Here is an 18952-nt window from a genome sequence, read left to right as displayed (position 1 = left end):
GGATTGTGTTTCCCGCGACCACCATATTCTTAGGAAAATTACGCTCAGCACGGTCCTGTGGATCAGCGTGCAAATTTGCCGACGCGCGGGTCATCCAGTCGGTCTATAGTGAACGTATCAACACCAATAAATCAAAGGGGTTACACGTGGACGAAAATCCAAGCACTGCGCGGAGTCAAAACGATATGGTGCGAACCATACCGACGGGACGCCGCACAGACGAGTGGAGCGAGTGCCTGGTCTTGATTGCTGAGAAGCAGGATCGGGCAGCCTACACTCGCCTTTTCCGACATTTTGCTCCACTGATCAAAGCCTTCGCCCTAGCCGGATCTGCTCTTTCAGCGACTCATGCTGACGAGTTAGTGCAGGAGGTCATGTTAAAGATTTGGCAAAAAGCCGGCGCCTTTAATCCAGAAAAGGCTGCGGCGAGTACATGGGTATATACGATTGCGCGAAATTGTCGAACAGACATGTTTCGCCGGCTGCAAAAGTTCGATACGCCACTGGCGGCAGAGGACTTCAGCCCCGATCAGGAGCACGAAGAGCCGTTTATGCAATTGCAGAACCGCCGAAGTGCAGATCGCATCAGGGAGACTATGAAGAATCTCCCCGCAGACCAGACGCAGATCATCGCCAAGGTCTATATGGAAGGTAAGTCGCACGCAGAGGCGGCCTCCGAATTGGATTTACCCCTGGGTACCGTGAAATCGCGGGTCAGACTGGCAGTGCAGAAGATGCAAGTGCAGTTTGAAGCGTCCCAAGAGGGTAATTAAATGGAACACGAAAGTAGAGTTGTAGACAAAACCATGGCTAAACATCATCCAGAATTGGATCTTCTTACTGAGCACGCGGCGGGAACACTTCCTCTCGCCCAGGCTGCCTGCGTATCCGCGCACCTCAATTACTGCGATTGCTGCTCTCAGACTGTGAGCCAGTTACAGACTATGGGAGCGGCAATGTTCGAATCTCTGGACCCGGAACCTGTCGGCGACGCGCTGCTGGATCGCGTTTTGGCGCGGCTAGATGAAGAAGCTCCTCTCAGTTACCAGCCGGCCGCGCGCAAAGGGCAGGATGCAACTCCTGCACTGTTGAGCCGCCTGATGGCGGGGGATTTTTCTGATTTGGTATGGAAGAAGGTCACCGATGCCCTTCGCATCACACCCATTCGTACGGGCGATCCTCAATTTGAATTCTCCTTGCTACACATAAAGGCAGGGGGCGAGATTCCTCACCACGATCATCGCGGATCAGAAATGACTTTGGTGCTTCAGGGTGGCTTCAGTGATGACCAAGGCAGCTATCACCCCGGGGACTTCATTTACAGAAGCGCTAGCGACGTCCATGCGCCAAGAGCTTTCGCAAACGAAGACTGCATTTGTCTGGCCGTCATTGATGCACCGCTACGATTCACCGGTTGGAAGTACCGCTGGATGAATCCGTTTTTGCGCCTCCAAGCTGGTTAGGCACTTCAAGCAATATTTGCGCGGCGATTTATAGCCCCTGCAGTGGCGGTACTTTGGCCGCCATTGCGCCCTTCGAAGACCACACTCTCTGTGCTAAAGTCTTGCCCCCTCAAAATATGGGGGTTTTGATGGTGCCGCAGCTTAGCCTCGCAAGCACATAAAAAACTGACTGATACAGGGTGAAACAAATATGCAGTTAGCTGTTCCCAAGGAGCTCTATCCGGGCGAAAACCGGGTGGCAATGACGCCAGATACCGCTAAAAAACTTGTGCGCCTGGGCGCCACCGTGCACATCGAAGCAGGCATGGGTGCAGGAAGCGGCTTTCAGGATAGTGAGTACACCGAGGTCGGTGCCGAGATCGTTAACGACCGAGCCGCACTGATTGGTTCAGCGGATATGTTGCTTCGCTTACGCAAGCCCGAGCTAGAAGAAATTGCGCAAATGAAGCGCGGTTGTATCCACATCAGTTATCTGGACCCCTTCAACGAGCACGATCTGGTGCAAGCTTTTGCCGCGGCGGGTGTGACTGCCATTAGCATGGAAATGATTCCTCGCTCGACCCGCAGCCAGAAAATGGACGCTCTCAGCTCCCAGGCCAACCTGGCCGGTTACGTCATGGTGATGCTCGCAGCCACACGCTTACCGCGCATTTTCCCTATGATGATGACTCCCGCGGGCACCTTAAAGCCGGCCAAAGTATTCATCATCGGTGCAGGTGTAGCAGGTCTTCAGGCTATCGCTACAGCAAAGCGACTAGGCGCGAAAGTTACGGCCTTTGATACGCGCCCCGTTGTAGCTGAGCAGGTTCAGTCTCTTGGCGCGACCTTCCTGGATATTGACCTCGGTGATACCGGGCAGACCGCCGATGGCTACGCAAAAGAGCTTACCCCGGAACAAATTCAAAAACAGCAGGACGCGCAGGCGGCGGTGATTGCTGACTCTGATGTAGTGATCACAACGGCGCAGGTGTTTGGTCGTAAGCCACCGGTCATTGTGCCCCGCTCCATGGTCGAGGGCATGCAGCCCGGTGCTGTGGTGGTTGATATGGCGGCGGAAACCGGCGGTAACGTTGAGGGTTCTGTTCCCAACGAGGTGGTAGATATTAACGGGGTAACACTCGTGGGTCTTGGAAACTTGCCCAACTATGTTTGCCGCGATGCATCGGTAATGTATGCCAACAACTTGTTTAATCTGGTGGAAGACACCTGGGATAAGGAAACCGGCGCGTTTGTGCTGGACATGGAGAATGACATTCTGCCGGGCTGCGTTATTACGCATGATGGTGCTGTTGTTAATGAGACTATCAAGAACATTCTGGCGGGGGATGCCTGATCATGGATGCTATTTTTCTAACCTTTATTTTGATGTTGTCGATATTTCTCGGCTTCGAACTGATTACTAAAGTGCCTGCAACGCTCCACACACCGTTGATGTCTGGTGCGAATGCAATTTCGGGTATTACCGTTGTGGGTGCTATCGCATTAGCGGGTAATGGCCAGCAGGATCTTGCTAATTGGTTGGGCGCCGGTGCAGTAGCACTGGCTTCCATTAATGTCGTGGGCGGTTACATGGTGACCGACCGGATGCTGGCTATGTTCAAGAAGCGAGGAGGCTGATCGTGGGTGTTTCTCCTTTTGGAATTGAGTTGGCTTATGTCGTATCCGCGGCGTTGTTCATTTATGGCCTGAAACTACTGGGCTCTGCTGCTACGGCACGGCGTGGTAACACTATTTCTGCCGTGGGTATGTTGCTGGCGATCGTGGCGGCTCTCCTTGACCAAGGTATCGTTGAGTATCAGTGGATTTTCGCAGGATTCCTGGTGGGCGGCGCCATTGGTGCTGCGGCCTCTCGATTGGTTCAAATGACCTCAATGCCCGAGATGGTAGCGTTGTTCAACGGCTTTGGTGGTCTGGCGAGTCTATTGGTGGGCGCCGCTGCGATTACTGCGGACTCGGGATTGTTCACGCTCATCACCATCGTGCTATCGATTCTTATTGGTGGGGTGACCTTCACTGGGTCACTGGTTGCCTATGGGAAGCTAAGCGAGAAAATTTCCAGCGCTGCGGTGCAGTTCAGCGGCCAGCAGCTGGTTAACAGCATAATCATCTTCGCGATCTTCGTGAGTGGTTGGTTGTTCTGCCTCTATCCTCAGACACCTTTTTGGCTGATCTTGATGATCGCCCTGTCCCTCGCCTTTGGCATCATGGCTGTGATCCCCATTGGCGGTGCAGATATGCCCGTGGTTATCTCGTTGCTGAACTCCTACTCTGGTCTTGCTGCCTGCGCCGCGGGTTTCGCGATCAACAACAACATCCTGATTGTGGCGGGTTCTCTGGTTGGTGCCTCGGGTATCATCCTCACGCAGATTATGTGTAAGGCGATGAATCGCTCACTCTCCAACGTGCTGTTCAGTGGCTTTGCTGCGGTTAGCGATGAAGAGACTGTGGTCGAGGGAGAGATCAAGCCGATTTCTGCAGAAGACGCTTACTACATTCTTGAAGCCGCCTCTAACGTTGCCATTATTCCGGGCTATGGCATGGCCGTTGCTCAGGCGCAGCACGTCGTGAAAGAGCTCACCGAGTTGCTGGAAAAGAACGGCGCAGAAGTGAACTTCGGTATTCATCCGGTTGCGGGACGGATGCCTGGTCACATGAACGTGTTGCTCGCGGAAGCCGATGTTCCTTACGACCAGCTTCTGGAGATGGACGACATTAACCCGCGCATGGAGACCGTTGATGTTGCCATCGTTATCGGTGCCAACGATGTAGTTAACCCTGCTGCACGGGACGTAGAGTCCTCGCCGATCTACGGTATGCCCGTGATTAATGTGGATCAGGCGCGCACGGTGTTTGTTCTTAAGCGCTCGATGGCGTCGGGCTTTGCTGGCATCGAGAATCCGCTTTTTTATAAAGACAATACGCGGATGTTGTTTGGCGACGCTAAAGAATCCATTGGCAGCCTGGTTCGAGAACTCGGCAGCAATTAGGCTCGATTCTAACCACCACCCCCTCCTAACTGGCTCCCGAGACTTTTTGTAGACGTTCTCGGGGGCCGGCTTGCTAGCTCCGCCGTCCACCGTTAGGCTTCCCCGATAAATTTTCAGGCTAATGGTGAATCTTATGGCGGTTAGTCAGTCGCGATCGACATCAGGAAAATCACGCGCCAGGAATATAGGTTCAGAGCCTATGGACCTGCAGGCGTTTGCAGACCAACACGATAGCGATGTGTCCGAAGCTCCTATGTTGGTCGCTTTACGCGCCGAACACCGTCACATTGCCAGCGTCCTCGCCTTACTTTCAGATCACCTCAATGCCATAGAGCGCAGTGAGCTTGTAGATACTCACGTGATCTATGAAATCATGGATTACATGGTGACCTGGCCGGATCGCTTTCATCATCCTCGCGAAGACCTTATTTATGGCTACGCTGCCGACATTGATCAAAAGCTTGCGGAGGATCGCCGTCGCCTTGAGAAAGACCATGATCACATGGCACGCAATGGACGCGACCTGCTTCAGGCAGTGGAGGATTGGCGTCGTGGGGAGCTCGGCGGAGCCGAGGTTGTGCGCTTAGGTCGGGAATACGTGCAGGCCTCCTACGGCCACATGAGCTTTGAGGAACAGGAAGTTTTTCCCGTTATCGATGCGGTATTGACCCACGCTGACTGGCGCGAACTATCTGCCGATGATCAGCTCAAACCCGTCGGTGATCCTGTTTTCGGGCGGCGTGTACAGAGAGAGTTTCGTAATATGGCGCGCAAGCTTCGCAGGAGCCTGCGACGGGGTGTGGAGCGTCAGGCGGTTGCCGAGTGGGTAAATGTTGAATCGCTTTTTGAAGCCTACGAAGTTATGAACATGGCGAATCAAAGTGGACGCGCCATTACCAAAGATCAGCTAATGACGGGTCTTCGTGAAGCGAGCTATATCGTTCTGGACGAACCCCTGAAATCACCATTTCTTTGTGCGGCAAATAATGCCCGCATAGGCCTTGAGTGGTGGGACGAGATTCAAGGGGTTTATCGAGACGCCCTAACGGATCTCATGCGCGTTAACCGCGCGCGCCAAGACCGTATGCGTCTCCTGAGACGAGCGGGTCGCCCGGGATAAGCTAGCTCTCCTGTGGAGTGTCCAGCGCTCAGAGCCGTTTTGGACTGCTAGATTTTTTTGAGTCCTTGTGCGTCTGCCTTAGTGCAGCTCTGCGTGATCTGTGAGCAGCGGCGCGGCATCCAGGTCTTCAGCGTCCATCATTAACGCGATCCGTTCCAGAGAAGACACCAGCTGATATTGCTCCCAGCGAGGTAATGCCTCAAAGCGACGGGAGAAGCTCTCTTGGAGGGGCTTTGGCGCCTCTACAAGGACCTCACGACCGGCCTCTGTGAGTGATACATGTACTCGTCGCTTGTCCACATTACTCCGCTCTCGGTGCAGAAGCTCCCGCTCTTCAAGCTTAGAGACAATGGCGGTGATGGTTGCCTGACTCAAACTCACAGCGTTGGCGACTTCTGTAGCGGTAAGTCCGTCCTTGTCGCTTACCGCGCGAAGCACCATTAGCTGGGGCGCGGTGATACCTACCGATCGTCCGAGCTTACGCGAGTGGATGCTTGTCGCGCGCAAAATACGGCGAAGGGAAACGAGAACATCATCGAGTAGATCAGCCATCAGTGGACATCCAGGTAGTTTTGGAAAAGCGTTGTTTTCATTGTGGCGCGGCGTCCAGAGTATGCCGGAGAGGCGCTAACCAGGTCGCGTAATTTTGCCACTGCTCTACGGAATCGCGAAACAGAGGTTGGCGAACTTGTTCGGAGGATGGTGTCCGTACGGGGCGATCATTTTCATAGAATCGAAGGCAGCGTTCTTCGAAGGGTAACTCAAGAAAGCCGAGAAGACGCCGAAGCTCACCCTCAAAATCGTCAAGCAATGCCTCGTGTTGCAGGCGATGTACGCTCCCTGGCAGTTCCGAGTCCCAGTGTTTCATGAGGCGTTCGTACTGACGATAGTAGTGGCCAAGATCCGCAAGGTTGTAGCTGAACTCCTGGCCCTCGGCAAATAACTGTTTAAAGTTACTGAAGCAGCAAGCCATCGGCTCCCTGCGGGCGTCGATTATTTTAGCTCGCGGCAGAATCAGCTTTATCAGCCCGATATGCCTGAAGTTGTTGGGCATTTTGTCGATAAAGAACGGCGCATTACCGCGATGTACTCGAGTTTCCTCAATAAAGCTTTCTCCTAGCTGTCTAAGGGAGTCGCCGCTGAGATCCTGAAGAATTCCCGGATAACCGGGCGTGTCCCCCGCGTCATTGCGCTGTCGCCTCAGTCGTTGTGCGAGAGACAGAATGTTTGGTAGCTCCCGGGTACCGTCGACTTGACTGTGTGACGCCAGGATTTGCTCCAGCAGTGTGCTTCCAGCGCGCGGCATCCCAACTATGAATATCGGATCAGCTGCGTCGAAGCCGACCCTATCCTTCGCGTGCATTAGCGCTTGAGTAAAGCCTGTGCACTGAGCGTCAACTTCGCGTTCAAAGCCTTCGCGTTGGTAGTTAAGGCTTGCACGCTTCAGGCTATTTCCCACAGCATAACTTTCGAAAGACTCTTTAAAGTCACGGCGGTCTTCAAAAGCTTTACCCAGTGCAAAGGCCAGATAAATCCGATCCAAAAGAGGTGGGTTGCCGGCAAGTTGAGCCTGCATTTTTTTGATCTGGCTGTCGTCGAAGTGGAAGGTCTTAAGGTTTGCCAAGGCGTACCAAGCCTCACCACCGCCTTGCGTTGCCTTGCTTGCCGCTTCATAGGCGGCGATAGCGTCGCTGCCGGATCCGAGGGTTTTTAGGGCGTGGCCCTTGGATGTAAGCGTAATGGCGTCGCCTGGCAGCTTTTCGAGAATCGAGTCAAAGCCTGCGACAGCTTCGTCGTAGCGTCCCAGTTGTAACAGCTCGATGGCTTTGAGGGATTGGAACTGAAGATTCTGCGGAGCCGTAGCCAAGAGCTGATCCGCCTGTTCCAAGGACTCTTCAAAGCGTTGGCGTTTGCTGAGTACCCGAATAAGGTCAATGCGCAACGCTACGTTTGCGGGCTCGAGTTCGCAGGCTGACTCAAGAAGAAAGTTTGCTTCTTCAAGAGCTCCGAGACGGGAACCAATGTCAGCGAGAAGCCTCATCCCTTCGGTATGACTGGGGGCTTGCATCAAAAATTGTCGGCATATTTGCTCGGCCTTGAGGATTCGACCTTGAGCAATCAAGTCGGTAACGGCAAGGAGCGCTTTGGGCAGAGCTTCCACCCGATGAAGCTGCGTAGCCGTGACGTTTGCTTCCTGTTCTCTTCCGGCGGCACGTAAAAGCGTTAGACGCTGACGATAGCTGGCCAGTAGCGCGGGATTGGCCCGTAGCGCCTCTTCGTAGGCATCAATGGCTGCATCGGTGTTCTGGGTATCGCGGTGCAGGTGCGCCTGCTCTTGCAGGCCGCGACCATTGCCAGGTTCGTTAGCAATGAGGGTATCGAGGTAAGTCTGCGCCGCTGGATACAGCTTACTCATGCGGGCACAGACAGCTGCGAGATACAGCGCTTCTCCGTCCGAGGGCGCGGTATCCAGGTGCTGTTTCAGCAGGTTCAGCGCATCGGCCATCTGGCCTTTACGCATTAGCTCTTGGGCTTCCGTCCCCAAAGAGCCTGCCGTAGACGAAGATGCGCCCGACGAGGCCGGGCGCTCAGCCTCACTCAAAGTTCCAAGTGAAGCGTACCCCGCCAGTCAACGGGCGTGCGAGTGTTACGCGATCACGATCGTTTACAAAGTTATTAGACAACTCTGCTGCCTCATTAGTGAGGTTGTCGACATAGACCTCGGCAGTCCACTGGGTATTCGATACGCCAGCAGTGACACCGAGCATCATCCAGGAGTCTACCGTTTGACGGTTAATTGCAATGATGTCGCTATAGGACTCGTCGGAATAGGCGAGGTGCGGCATTACGTGGGCTCGCAGACCGTTATTGAGGTCCCAGTTGTAGCGCGCGCGGATAGTCGCCTGAAACTCTGGCGCGAAGGCTAGGGAATCACCCTTCCGCACGTCATTTGTCGGCGTGAGAACTTCCGTAATCTCAGTGTCGAGCATAGAGAATGAGCCGGTGACCACAAGTCCTGGCAGGGACAGGGGCGCCCAATCAACCGAGCCCTCAAGACCCAACACTTCAGCATTTGCAGCATTGTCCGAGAAGAACAGGTTGACGATGCTGGGATCAAAGATAGTTGTTTGCAGGCGCTCGATGTCTACAAAGAACAGACTGCCGTTAAAACGCAGGGATTGATCCATGAGATCGAGTTTCCAGCCAAGCTCGTAGTTGGTCACATCGTCTGTATCGAGAGCGAAAGGCACCTGATAGCCGTTGGGGCCTGAGGCGCCGCCGGGACGATTAAGTAGTCCGGGACGGAAGCCTTCGGACAAGGTGACGAACCACAGCTGATTTTCTGTAGGCGTGTAGGACAGGCTTAATTTGCCGATAACACCGTCGGTCTGAGCTGAAGTCGGGGCGTTGAGTAATGCCGCTGCGACCTGATCCGGCGCCTCGTCAATGTTGTCCAGGGTATACGTTAACTGGGCATCGGGATTACAGGTACCACGGAAAGTAATTTGACCGTCACCGTTGTACAGGTCCGAGATGTCCGTACCGAAGGAATTGGAATCTGGTTGGAAGAGATTACAGAAAGACGCGTTAGCGCTGCCCTCGAGTCCGACTTCGATATCGTACCAGCGTGCTCCCAATGTCAGAGCGAGCTCGTCAGTAATGTCCATGGTGACTTCACCAAACACGCCCATCTGCTCATCCGTGCGTCGTACGTCATTGCGGAAGATCACGCCGTCGGGGAAAGGACCCTCATCGGATCGGTAGCCAGTGGTGAATGGGAAGTTGGGTGAAAACCCGGTTTGCACACCGTAGCCGTCAATCTGGGTAGAGCCCGGGTAGGTGAAGTCGTTGCGCTCGGTAAGGGTGAGGTCACTGTAGAAGGCACCTACGGTGGCGCGAATGCGACGATCTTCAGCGGTGTTGAGGCGAATCTCGTGAGTGCTGACTTCCGTTTTGGTGACGCTGCCTACAAACAGATCAGGAGCTTGGCAGGTTCCGCTGGGAGCGGCATCACCGGGGTAAGAAACCGAACTGTCACAGATGTAATAAGGAAGGTACTGCCCCACGAAGAGGTAGTCCGCGTAGTCCACTAATTGGTCGGTTTGGCGATCTGTAAAAGCGCCGGAGTAAAGCACTTCCAGCTCCCCGATGCGTCCCGAAAGAGTCCAGGCTGTGTTGCTGAATTCATCATCGATACTGTCGGGCTGAAAGCGTGTTACTTCGTAGTCGCCCAGCTCTGGATCGGAGAAGAACACGCCATCAGAATCCAGCTGTTGCTGCATGTGTGAGATCTGCAGATCCCAATCAGCATTGATGGTGTACAGGGCGGAGAGTCGGAAGCCCGCATAGGTGGTGTCGTTGAAGTCGTCTTCAGTCTTCGTGCTGTTGTCGGCGTCAATAAAATTCACGCCGGAAAGATCGGCGCCGGCCTGGAATCCGCCGCGTTGCTCACTGACGGGAACGCCGTTGGCTCGCATAGTTCCGGCGGGACGGAAGCGAGCGCTCTCACTAGCGTTCAGGGTGCCTGCGACGTTATCGATGTAACCGCCCATGCGGTCAACATACACAACACCGCGAAGCGCGAGTTTGTCGGTAACAGGCACGTTGATCATGCCCTCGACATTGTTGCTCATTTCTCCGCCTTTGGTAAACGCAGTGCCAACCTTCATCCGACCGTAGGTACCACTGAGGTCAGGCTTGTTGGTGATCAGGCGTACTGTACCTGCCTGCGAGCTGGCGCCAAACAGCGTGCCCTGTGGTCCGGCGAGGACCTCAATGCGGTTCATATCAGCTGTATAGACGTCGAGGTTACGACCCGGTTGTGCGAGGGGCTGCTCGTCGAGGTAGAGCGCCACGTTTGGCGACAGTCCGGCAACACCCGCCGTGGTCAGGTTCGGCGTGGTTGAGGCAACGCCGCGAATGTAAATCGTATTCTGTCCGGGGCCGCTACCGCCGGCAGTCACGCCGGGCAACTGCACGAGGTAATCCTCGAAGTTGGTGACGCCCATGTCGTTCAAGGTGTCTTCTCCGAGAGCCTGTACCGCAACAGGAATATCCTGAGTGCTTGCCGAGCGTTTGGTCGCCGTGACGATAACTTCCTCCAGCTGCGCAACAGCGTTGGCGCTCGCTAGGCTACCGCCGGTCACGCTGGCGAGTACCGCCGCGCGAGTAGCAAGGTTCAGCTTATTTCTGGACCGCATGTTGTCTCCCTGACAAAAATAGTGCACAAAAAAAGTTCTAATAATTTATAGCAAAAGCAATTCCGAGCGAGATTATACCGGCATCGACTGTTAAATATTGATTTATAGGTAGTTTTTACTATCAGAGGCCAAAAGAAAGATTTGTACACTATGTATTAATGTTTTGCTGACATCGGATAATCTGCGTACTCTTCCGGCACTAACAAAGGAAGCAGAGGTTTAGATGAGTGGGTCGGCCGACGACAAAGCGCCCGTGAGCGAAGGTTTCATGGGTTTTAGCGTTGATAGAGGTGTGTTCCTGCCTTCCACTGCGATTCTTCTTCTGATGGTTTTTGGCGCCGCCGTCGCGCCAGACGCGAGCAATGCCCTCCTGCAAGATGTTCAGGCGGCGATCGTTACCTACGCCAGCTGGTACTACGTACTCGTCGTCGCGATCGTTCTTCTTAGCGTTTTGGTGTTCAGCTTTTCTCGGTTTGGCGATATCAAGCTTGGACCAGATCATTCGGTGCCGGACTACAGTGCTCTGAGCTGGTTTGCCATGCTGTTTGCCGCGGGCATGGGTATCGGCCTGATGTTCTTTGGTGTCGCTGAGCCCGTGATGCATTTTCTCCAACCTCCCCATGGAGAGGGGAGCAGTGTTGAAGCGGCAGGCCATGCCATGACCCTCACTTACTTTCACTGGGGGCTCCACGCCTGGGCCATCTACGCCATCGTCGCTCTACTACTGGGTTACTTTTCTTATCGTCATGGACTACCGCTGACCATGCGTTCCGCCTTCTACCCGCTTATCGGTGAGCGAATTTATGGGCCTGCCGGTGCGGCCATAGATGTCTTTGCGATTGTTTGCACCGCCTGTGGCATTGCCACCAGTCTGGGGTTTGGTGTTTTACAGATTAACTCGGGCCTCGAGTACCTTTTTGGTATCCCCATATCCGGTGGAGTGCAGGTGCTCTTGGTGATTGGAACCATGGCACTTGCTAGCATCTCCGTTGCTATGGGCTTAAATGCTGGAATCAAGCGCCTATCTGAGTTAAACATCGGACTTTCTGTATTGCTGTTGTTCGGCGTGCTCATTGCGGGCCCCACTATTCTTATCCTGGGAGCCACCCTGGAGAGCCTCGGGATCTATGTGAGCGAATTGGTGAGTAAGACCTTTACGCTCTACGCCTATGATCCCACCGATTGGCTGGGCGGCTGGACGATCTTCTATTGGGGTTGGTGGTTGAGCTGGTCACCTTTTGTCGGATTGTTTATCGCGCGCATTTCCAGGGGGCGCACAATTCGTGAGTTCACCCTCGGTGCGATGCTCGTGCCCTGCGGTTTTACCCTGCTGTGGATGGGAGTCTTTGGGAATAGCGCTATCAATCTTATTTTGAATGAGGGAGCCCTTCAGTTAGGAGAGGCCGTTTCGGCCAATCAGGCTGTGGCACTGTTCCGGTTCCTCGAGTTCTTACCGTTTTCTACCTTTTTGTCGGCCGTGAGTCTGGCGATGATTGTGGTCTTTTTTGTCACCTCCGCAGACAGTGGGGCCCTGGTGCTAAACATGTTGTCCGCCAACGGTCGTGATGACACGCCGGTCTTGCAGCGGGTGTTCTGGGCCGCAGTGATCGCCGCAATCGCCGCAGTGTTGTTACTGGCGGGTGGGCTGTCGTCGCTGCAGACCGCGGCGATCGCCAGTGCGCTGCCTTTTTCTGTCGCCCTGCTGGGGGCCATATGGGGCTTTGCTAAAGCTCTCTCTCTGGATGCCTCCCAGCGAAGCGCGCAGAGCGTATCGCCAGCATCGGGTGCCGATGGCGACTGGCGTAGCCGTCTGTCGAACCTCCTGGATTTTCCCGCCGATCGCAGTGTTCATAAGTTCCTCCGGGAGCAGGTGGGGCCTGCATTAGAGGAGTTTTCTCAAGAGTTAAAAAATCACGACGTTGATGCTCGAGTCACCCAGCAAACGAAAGACCAACCCTCCGTGCGCATGGAAGTCCTCAATGGTGGCGAAATAGATTTTGTCTATGAAGTGCGAAGTCGCGTTCACGCTATGCCCGACGAGCGTCTAGCGGGAGAGGCGATTTCATCCATGGCCGAGGGTGATCGTTATTATCGCGCGGAGGTTCATCTGGCGCAGGGCGGTCAGGATTACTGCATTATGGGTTGGACTCAAGAGCAAATAGCTCATGACGTACTGAGTCAGTACGAGAATCATCTACATTTTTTGACCAGCATGCGCTGACGCCGCGCGGTCGCTTAAGCGGCCTCGTTGCGAAACTGCAGCTTTGCTAGACGGGCGTAAAGCTCTGAGCTTGCCAGCAACTCATCGTGTGTGCCCGTAGCGACCACCTTGCCATCCTCAAGTACGGCGATGCAGTCTGCGTCTCGGATCGTTGCCAGTCGGTGCGCAATGATCACCGTGGTGCGTTCGTGCATAAGCTCGCTAATGGCTTGCTGCACCTGATACTCACTCTCTGCGTCCAAGGCGCTGGTTGCCTCGTCGAGTAAAAGTACTTTGGGGTCTGTAAGCATCGCTCGAGCCAGGGCTATGCGCTGCCGCTGGCCACCAGAGAGCCTCACGCCCTGTTCCCCAAGATAGCTTCCGTATCCCTCGGGAAGTGCCTCAATGAATTCATGGGCATGGGCTCTTCGCGCTGCCGCGTGTATCTCTTCATCGGTCGCTTCGGGCTTTCCGTAGGCAATGTTGTAACGAACGTCGGCGCTAAACAGTGTGGGTTGCTGCGGCACGATGGCGAGATTCGAGCGTAGCTGCGCCAGAGACATCTCTCTAAGATCAATGCCGTCTAGTAACAGGGCGCCCGATTGTGGGTCGTAAAATCGTTGAAGTAGTTCAAACAGCGTGGTTTTACCCGCCCCCGAAGGACCCACTAGAGCCAGGCTTTTACCTGCCTCGATGTTCAGGTTTATGCTGTCCAGGGCGAGGGTGTCGGGACGGGAAGGGTAGCTGAACGAGACATCTCTCAGCCGCATCGCCGGGTTTTTAGAGATGGACTCGCGATCGCCGGTGTCCGAAAGAGCACTATCGGTTTCTACCAGCTCCAGTAGGCGCTCGGTCGCACCTGCGGCGCGCTGCACGTCGCCCCAGACTTCAGAGAGCGTGGCAAACCCAGTGCCGACCATGGTTGCATAGAACATGAATGCGGCGAGCTCGCCGCCGGTCATGGCGCCGCTTATGACATCTCTCCCGCCGGAGTACATCATGGCAATCATCCCGCCCGACAGAATGATGATTGCAAAAGCAATCAACAGTGCCCGTTGCCGGACGCGGGAGCGGGCAATGACAAAGGCTTTTTCTACTTCAGCATTAAAAGCCAGGGACTCCGCTGACTCGCGATTAAAGCCCTGCACAGTGCGGATATTCTGAATGATCTCGCCGGCATAGGAGCCTACGCTGGCAACGCTGTCCTGACTGCTGCTGGAGAGAGTCCGTACGCGCCGACCAAAGATCATGACGGGCAGCAACACCATGGGTACCGTGGCGACGATAAACAGCGTTAGCTTGAAGTTGGTGATAAGCATCATGACCACAGCGCCTGTAAGCGTAAGAGAGCTGCGCAGAGCCATGCTCATCGATGAACCGATGATCGTCTGAAGTACGGTGGTGTCTGCGGTTAAGCGCGACATGATCTCGCCGGAGCGATTCTCCTCAAAGAACCCGGGGTGGAGGCGGACGATGTTCTGAAATACGGCACTGCGAAGATCAGCGCTGATGCGTTCCCCTAACCAGGACACCAGGTAAAAACGAAAGAAGGTACCGATAGCAATGGCAGTGGTAATAAGCATCACGATGCGCACGGCGTCTCCAAGGGCTCCGGGATCGTCGCCGCCAAAGCCACGATCGATGAGCACTTGCAGACCTTTGCCCAGGGTTAGTGTTGCGCCTGCAGTAAATATGAGCGCAACAGCCGCCGCTACCAAGCGCCAACGGTAAGGTGCGAGCTGCCGGGCAAGAGCGCGCAGAGGCGCCATGCTGCCGCTGGTCTTTTTCTCTGAGGTGTTCAGAATTTGTCCTCGCGAACAGGAAGTTCGATGGCCCCTTTAAGCGCGGCTTTCTCGGCCGCGGTGTAGTCGGGAAAGGGCAGCTTCTCTTCGTTTTTCCAGCTTTCGAGCTGCGAGTGTACATCCGCAATGGTGTCTTCGGATGCACGATAGAAATCCCGAACCTGTAGTACCTGCCCCGGACCACTAAACACCGCGCCTGCATCATGTACCAGCTCAATCATGCGCAAATTAAGATCTTCGGCGACGGCAAGAAAACGCTGATAGTCGGTTGTTCGTATACCCACATCTATTCGAATAACCGCTGTAGCCGCTGCGACCTTCTGGAGGCGGATACTAGCGGTCTCTTGCATAGCGTCGGAGTGAGATAAGAAAAGCTCACGAAGACGCCCGAGAATCACACGTAACTGGTCTGCCGTGGTCATCTGCAATTCGATGTGCTGGTAATAGCGAATGCGATCCCGATGACTGAAGTTCTCGACTTCTACCGATGAGAACACGGCATTGGGTACCGCCAGCATGGTGCGGTTGAGTGTGCGAATCATTGTCGAGCGAAGTCCGATTTCCTCGACAAAACCCACGATGTTGCCAAAGCGACAAAGGTCGCCAGGATTCACCGGTCTTGCTGAGTAGAGCGTGATGGCTCCAATGACGTTTTCCAAAGTCTTCTGGGCGGCAAGTGCTACTGCCAATGAGCCAACTCCCAGGCCGGCGATGATTGTCGACATGTTGTAGCCGGCGCGTTCGGCCCATACCAGCGCTACCAGCACGATGGCGACAAACTTGATGATGGTGGTAAAGGGTTTGAGTAGAGCGACGTACTGACGGTTGCCAGCCCGCTCCAAGCGCCGAATGTTGTAGTCCCGGATCAGGGAGATAACGCCCAGGAGTAAAATGGTGAAGGCAATGTAATCGACACCAGACGAATTCAGGTAGACCCGTGCGGCGAGGGACAAGGCCAGCTGATCCATGAGCATGCGAAAAATCAGAAGGAACAGGAAGTAACGTAAGGAGCCTTGAAAGAAGCTTTCGATACCTAGCGGAAAGCGGTTAGGGACCAGCAGTGCTACGCGCATGAGCAGGTAGCTGGCGAGCATGGCGAGATACCAGGCCGCTATTAGAAATACGATACCCGAGATGATTTGCCAGCTCTCCAGCCCCGCAAAGCGGTAGTCTGGAAGATGTCGCTCCAGCCAAACGGCAAACTCACCGTAGCCGAGATCCTCCCAGAGCGCCGGAATTTCTGCCACACTCGCGTTTGAGATCTTCCATATCTTGCCGCCTTTCCCGTCCGGAATTCGCTGCAACAAGATGGGTACCTCGTCGCCATTGTCTTTGCGGATAACGCCTAGCAGGTCGCGATAGGCTGGGAGCCCATCGTCCAGTTTGCCCACGGGATCATCGCTCATGCTGGTGATGTCGATGATGTTTTGCTGATTCCACAGAATCCTCAGGGCATCCATGAGGTCGATAGCAGTCCAGTCAGAGACTTCCTCAGGCAGGTAGCGCATGTCTAGGTAGCCGGCGGCACGCTCTCGGTCTTTTTGTGCGGAGGCGTCTGCTAACAGAACCAGTAGTTGGAGAGGAGTGCGTGGCAGTTCTTCCTGTCCCGCAAGTTCTGCGACTTTCTCTCTGATAACCTCCTCAGACTTTTTCTCGGTCTCGATTATGTCCCGCATGGTTTCCGTGTCAGCTTCGGCTTCGACGGTTTCCTCTTCCGCTTGTTCTTCTGTCTGCTCTTCTGTTTGCTCCTCGGGCGCCTCACTGGCGACCTCTTGAGCAAAGACCGGACCGGATAAAAACACCGTTAGTAGTAGTGACGCGCTGAGCGTCAGGAGAATGCGAGTCATTGTATACGTCCGAAAGATATGGGTCGGCGACAGTGTATCGCCCTTGGGAGCCTTCTCAAGCAGGCTCCCCATGTTCAGGATTCGGCTTTTCGCTTAATAAGTATGCGACCGGCAATCACACCGGCTTCAAAAAGCAGCCACATGGGGATCGCAAGGAGCGCCTGAGAGATCACATCAGGCGGGGTTAAGAGCATTCCAAAGACGAAACATCCCACGATGATGTAGGGGCGTTTACGTCCTAGGTCCTCGGGGGTGGTGATACCAGCCCAGATTGCAATGAGCGCTGCGATGGGTATCTCGAAGGCTAAACCAAAGGCGAAAAACAGCTTAAGAACAAAGTCCAGATAACGGTTTATGTCTGTCATGATCGCCACGTCTTCTGGGCCTACACTGGTGAAAAATGCGAAGATCAGCGGGAATACCACGAAGTAGGCAAACGCCGCACCGCAGTAAAACAGTAGTACTGAGCTTGCGAGTACCGGCAGGGCAAAACGTTTCTCTTGGCTGTACATACCGGGTGCAATGAACGACCAAATCTGAAAAAGGACGTAGGGAATCGCGACGAACAGTGCCGTAAATAGTGTGAGCTTGAATGGTGTCAGGAAAGGTGAGGCTACGTCTGTGGCGATCATGCTGGCGTTTTCCGGAAGTAGTTCACGGAGGGGTTCGGAAACAAACGCGTAGATGTCGTTGGCAAAGGGAAAGAGCACAATAAAAACCACCAGTACGGCCAGAATTGCACGCAACAATCGATCGCGCAGCTCCGTAAGGTGCGCGATTAGCGGTAGCGGTGTGTCGTTCTCGGTATCAGTCAACGGGTTTGCTATCTGTTGCGGTCTTGGAGTCTTCGTCTGACGACTCTGGAACGTCAGACGTAGCGCCAATCTCCGCCATCGGATCCGGTATGTTGAGTCCACTGCTGAGGTCCGAGCCCAGAGCTTGAGTCTCGCGCCGGAGCTCCTCACCTGTATCCTTAATGGCTCTCAGGTCTTTCATAACAGCGTCGTTATGCAATTCCTGCTGAACTTCCTGTTTGATATCGTTAAAACCTCGACGTATGCGATTCAGCCAGGCGCTGGCCGTACGCACGGCATCGGGGAGTCGCTCCGGCCCAATGACAAGCAGAGCAACCACACCGATGATAAGTAACTCGGCAAAGCCGATATCGAACATAGGAACCTACGAGTTCAGGGGGTTCGCGAAGATGTATCGCAAGGGCTAGACATCGCTCTTGGTCTTCGCAGCCTCATTCACTTCGGGCTCGTCACTAGCGTCAGCGCCCTCGGACTTTTCTTCGTCGCTGTCTTGCATGCTACTGCGAAAACCTTTGACTGCACTTCCCAGGTCTGATCCCAGACCGCGTAAGCGCTTTGTACCAAACAGCATGACCACAATGGCCAGAATGATAAGCAACTGCCAAATGCTGATTCCACCCAATCCCATGACTCTCTCCTTTTACCGCAGTGGAAAATACCGACCGCGATTGTAACTACCTATTAGCGTAAGCCTAACAACAGTGTTGAAAGGTTTGTAAAAATCTAGCTTCGTGCGGCCTTCTCGATATGCCCTGAAAGACCGAAGCGTTCTTCCAAAATTGCCAACACCTGTGCCGACGAGAGACCCTGCTGTGCCAGCAGCACCATGCTGTGAAACCAGAGGTCGGCTACTTCGCCTAACAAAGCGTCCTGACCTTTCTCTCCTTCACAGTCCTTCGCGGCGATGATGACCTCCGAAGCCTCCTCGCCAACTTTTTCGAGGATTCTGTTGAGCCCTTTTTCGTAAAGGCTCGCCACATAGGAACTGTCAGCGGCCGCATTCTTTCGCTCCTGAAGTACCTTATCCAAGGCGCTGAGCACGTCGTTGTTAGTTGCCTTATCCATAAATTTCTTTTGGATCTCTTACTATCTGCTCCACAGTCTGCCATTCACCATCGATGAACTTGCGGTAGAAGCAGTGCTCTCGACCCGTGTGGCAGGCGATTCCGCCGAGCTGTTCGACCTCCAGCAACAAAGTATCTCCATCGCAATCCAAACGAAGACTTTTGATCAACTGCGTATTGCCTGAACTCTCGCCCTTACGCCATAGCGCCTGCCGGGACCTGGACCAATACACCGCGCAGCCTTCATCGAAGGTACAGCGCAGGGACTCCTCGTTCATCCACGCCATCATCAAAACTTTGCCAGTGCTGACGTCTTGGGCAATGGCAGGCACCAACCCATCTTCGTTCCAGCGAAGCTCGTTGAGCCAGCGCAGCTCTTCCGGGTAGTTGCTTGTGTTCGGCTGTTGCATGCTGAGTTTGTTTCTTCGATCCAGTGGGCATTATCGCATAACC

Annotated in this window: 17 protein-coding genes; 7 read left to right on the top strand and 10 right to left on the bottom strand. The window is 54.4% G+C overall.

Features of this window, described 5'->3' with window-relative positions; genetic code table 11:
* Positions 1 to 185 precede the first annotated feature (185 nt).
* From R0137_RS01670 to R0137_RS01645, 6 genes are all read left to right on the top strand, one after another.
* Positions 186 to 773 (top strand): sigma-70 family RNA polymerase sigma factor, encoded by a 588-nt coding sequence (locus R0137_RS01670; RefSeq protein ID WP_407330050.1) that lies wholly within the window; start codon positions 186 to 188, stop codon positions 771 to 773.
* Positions 774 to 1463, top strand: a complete 690-nt coding sequence (locus R0137_RS01665) for a ChrR family anti-sigma-E factor (protein WP_407328044.1) — start codon at positions 774 to 776, stop codon at positions 1461 to 1463.
* Positions 1464 to 1653: 190 nt separating this feature from the next.
* Positions 1654 to 2796 carry a Re/Si-specific NAD(P)(+) transhydrogenase subunit alpha gene (locus R0137_RS01660; protein ID WP_407328042.1) on the top strand — a complete coding sequence of 381 codons (1143 nt, stop codon included), beginning with the start codon at positions 1654 to 1656 and terminating at the stop codon, positions 2794 to 2796.
* A 2-nt stretch (positions 2797 to 2798) separates the two neighbouring features.
* Entirely contained in the window at positions 2799 to 3080 is a 282-nt protein-coding gene (locus R0137_RS01655) for an NAD(P) transhydrogenase subunit alpha (protein WP_008293208.1), read from the top strand.
* Entirely contained in the window at positions 3077 to 4450 is a 1374-nt protein-coding gene (locus R0137_RS01650) for an NAD(P)(+) transhydrogenase (Re/Si-specific) subunit beta (RefSeq protein ID WP_407330049.1), read from the top strand. Before R0137_RS01655 ends, R0137_RS01650 begins: the two co-directional genes overlap by 4 nt.
* A gap of 199 nt (positions 4451 to 4649) precedes the next feature.
* Complete coding sequence (locus R0137_RS01645) at positions 4650 to 5570, top strand: hemerythrin domain-containing protein (protein WP_407328041.1); 921 nt, start codon at positions 4650 to 4652, stop codon at positions 5568 to 5570.
* 78 nt (positions 5571 to 5648) lie between these two features.
* Here the strand turns inward: R0137_RS01645 and R0137_RS01640 are convergent, their stop codons facing one another.
* Genes R0137_RS01640 through R0137_RS01630 form a run of 3 tightly spaced genes read right to left on the bottom strand, consistent with a single transcriptional unit; the run spans position 5649 to position 10771 of the window.
* Positions 5649 to 6122, bottom strand: a complete 474-nt coding sequence (locus R0137_RS01640; protein ID WP_407328039.1) for a MarR family winged helix-turn-helix transcriptional regulator — start codon at positions 6120 to 6122, stop codon at positions 5649 to 5651.
* Between the two features lie 37 nt (positions 6123 to 6159).
* Positions 6160 to 8172 carry a sulfotransferase gene (locus tag R0137_RS01635; protein ID WP_407328038.1) on the bottom strand — a complete coding sequence of 671 codons (2013 nt, stop codon included), beginning with the start codon at positions 8170 to 8172 and terminating at the stop codon, positions 6160 to 6162.
* Entirely contained in the window at positions 8165 to 10771 is a 2607-nt protein-coding gene (locus R0137_RS01630) for a TonB-dependent receptor (RefSeq protein ID WP_407328037.1), read from the bottom strand. Before R0137_RS01630 ends, R0137_RS01635 begins: the two co-directional genes overlap by 8 nt.
* Positions 10772 to 10994: 223 nt before the next feature.
* Between R0137_RS01630 and R0137_RS01625 the strand changes: the two genes are divergently transcribed.
* On the top strand, positions 10995 to 12992 hold the full coding sequence (locus tag R0137_RS01625; protein ID WP_407328036.1) for a BCCT family transporter: 1998 nt from the start codon (positions 10995 to 10997) through the stop codon (positions 12990 to 12992).
* 14 nt (positions 12993 to 13006) lie between these two features.
* Here R0137_RS01625 and R0137_RS01620 read toward each other — a convergent pair whose 3' ends face one another.
* From R0137_RS01620 to hisI, 7 genes are all read right to left on the bottom strand, one after another.
* Positions 13007 to 14740 (bottom strand): ABC transporter transmembrane domain-containing protein, encoded by a 1734-nt coding sequence (locus R0137_RS01620; protein WP_407328034.1) that lies wholly within the window; start codon positions 14738 to 14740, stop codon positions 13007 to 13009.
* A 29-nt stretch (positions 14741 to 14769) separates the two neighbouring features.
* Positions 14770 to 16620 carry a mechanosensitive ion channel family protein gene (locus tag R0137_RS01615; protein ID WP_407328033.1) on the bottom strand — a complete coding sequence of 617 codons (1851 nt, stop codon included), beginning with the start codon at positions 16618 to 16620 and terminating at the stop codon, positions 14770 to 14772.
* A 74-nt stretch (positions 16621 to 16694) separates the two neighbouring features.
* Positions 16695 to 17435, bottom strand: a complete 741-nt coding sequence (gene tatC / locus R0137_RS01610; RefSeq protein WP_407328032.1) for a twin-arginine translocase subunit TatC — start codon at positions 17433 to 17435, stop codon at positions 16695 to 16697.
* Entirely contained in the window at positions 17428 to 17793 is a 366-nt protein-coding gene (gene tatB, locus R0137_RS01605; protein ID WP_407328030.1) for a Sec-independent protein translocase protein TatB, read from the bottom strand. Before tatB ends, tatC begins: the two co-directional genes overlap by 8 nt.
* Positions 17794 to 17838: 45 nt before the next feature.
* A complete protein-coding gene (gene tatA, locus R0137_RS01600) occupies positions 17839 to 18063 on the bottom strand; it encodes a twin-arginine translocase TatA/TatE family subunit (RefSeq protein ID WP_407328028.1) in 225 nt (74 codons plus the stop codon).
* A gap of 95 nt (positions 18064 to 18158) precedes the next feature.
* On the bottom strand, positions 18159 to 18500 hold the full coding sequence (locus tag R0137_RS01595) for a phosphoribosyl-ATP diphosphatase (protein ID WP_407328026.1): 342 nt from the start codon (positions 18498 to 18500) through the stop codon (positions 18159 to 18161).
* Positions 18493 to 18909 carry a phosphoribosyl-AMP cyclohydrolase gene (hisI, locus tag R0137_RS01590; protein WP_407328024.1) on the bottom strand — a complete coding sequence of 139 codons (417 nt, stop codon included), beginning with the start codon at positions 18907 to 18909 and terminating at the stop codon, positions 18493 to 18495. The genes R0137_RS01595 and hisI overlap by 8 nt, the downstream gene beginning before the upstream one ends.
* Positions 18910 to 18952: the final 43 nt, after the last annotated feature.

Source organism: Congregibacter brevis (assembly GCF_045689245.1).
In the GTDB taxonomy this organism is placed as follows: Bacteria; Pseudomonadota; Gammaproteobacteria; order Pseudomonadales; family Halieaceae; genus Congregibacter; species Congregibacter brevis.
This window is presented reverse-complemented; position numbering and strand designations above follow the sequence as displayed.

Coding starts and splice junctions, on each gene's coding strand:
- R0137_RS01595 (WP_407328026.1), bottom strand. CDS start 18,500: ATGGATAAGGCAACTAACAACGACGTGCTCAGCGCCTTGGATAAGGTA.
- R0137_RS01645 (WP_407328041.1), top strand. CDS start 4,650: ATGGACCTGCAGGCGTTTGCAGACCAACACGATAGCGATGTGTCCGAA.
- hisI (WP_407328024.1), bottom strand. CDS start 18,909: ATGCAACAGCCGAACACAAGCAACTACCCGGAAGAGCTGCGCTGGCTC.
- R0137_RS01620 (WP_407328034.1), bottom strand. CDS start 14,740: ATGGCGCCTCTGCGCGCTCTTGCCCGGCAGCTCGCACCTTACCGTTGG.
- R0137_RS01625 (WP_407328036.1), top strand. CDS start 10,995: ATGAGTGGGTCGGCCGACGACAAAGCGCCCGTGAGCGAAGGTTTCATG.
- tatB (WP_407328030.1), bottom strand. CDS start 17,793: ATGTTCGATATCGGCTTTGCCGAGTTACTTATCATCGGTGTGGTTGCT.
- R0137_RS01630 (WP_407328037.1), bottom strand. CDS start 10,771: ATGCGGTCCAGAAATAAGCTGAACCTTGCTACTCGCGCGGCGGTACTC.
- R0137_RS01660 (WP_407328042.1), top strand. CDS start 1,654: ATGCAGTTAGCTGTTCCCAAGGAGCTCTATCCGGGCGAAAACCGGGTG.
- R0137_RS01640 (WP_407328039.1), bottom strand. CDS start 6,122: ATGGCTGATCTACTCGATGATGTTCTCGTTTCCCTTCGCCGTATTTTG.
- tatA (WP_407328028.1), bottom strand. CDS start 18,063: ATGGGATTGGGTGGAATCAGCATTTGGCAGTTGCTTATCATTCTGGCC.
- R0137_RS01655 (WP_008293208.1), top strand. CDS start 2,799: ATGGATGCTATTTTTCTAACCTTTATTTTGATGTTGTCGATATTTCTC.
- R0137_RS01670 (WP_407330050.1), top strand. CDS start 186: ATGGTGCGAACCATACCGACGGGACGCCGCACAGACGAGTGGAGCGAG.
- R0137_RS01615 (WP_407328033.1), bottom strand. CDS start 16,620: ATGACTCGCATTCTCCTGACGCTCAGCGCGTCACTACTACTAACGGTG.
- R0137_RS01665 (WP_407328044.1), top strand. CDS start 774: ATGGAACACGAAAGTAGAGTTGTAGACAAAACCATGGCTAAACATCAT.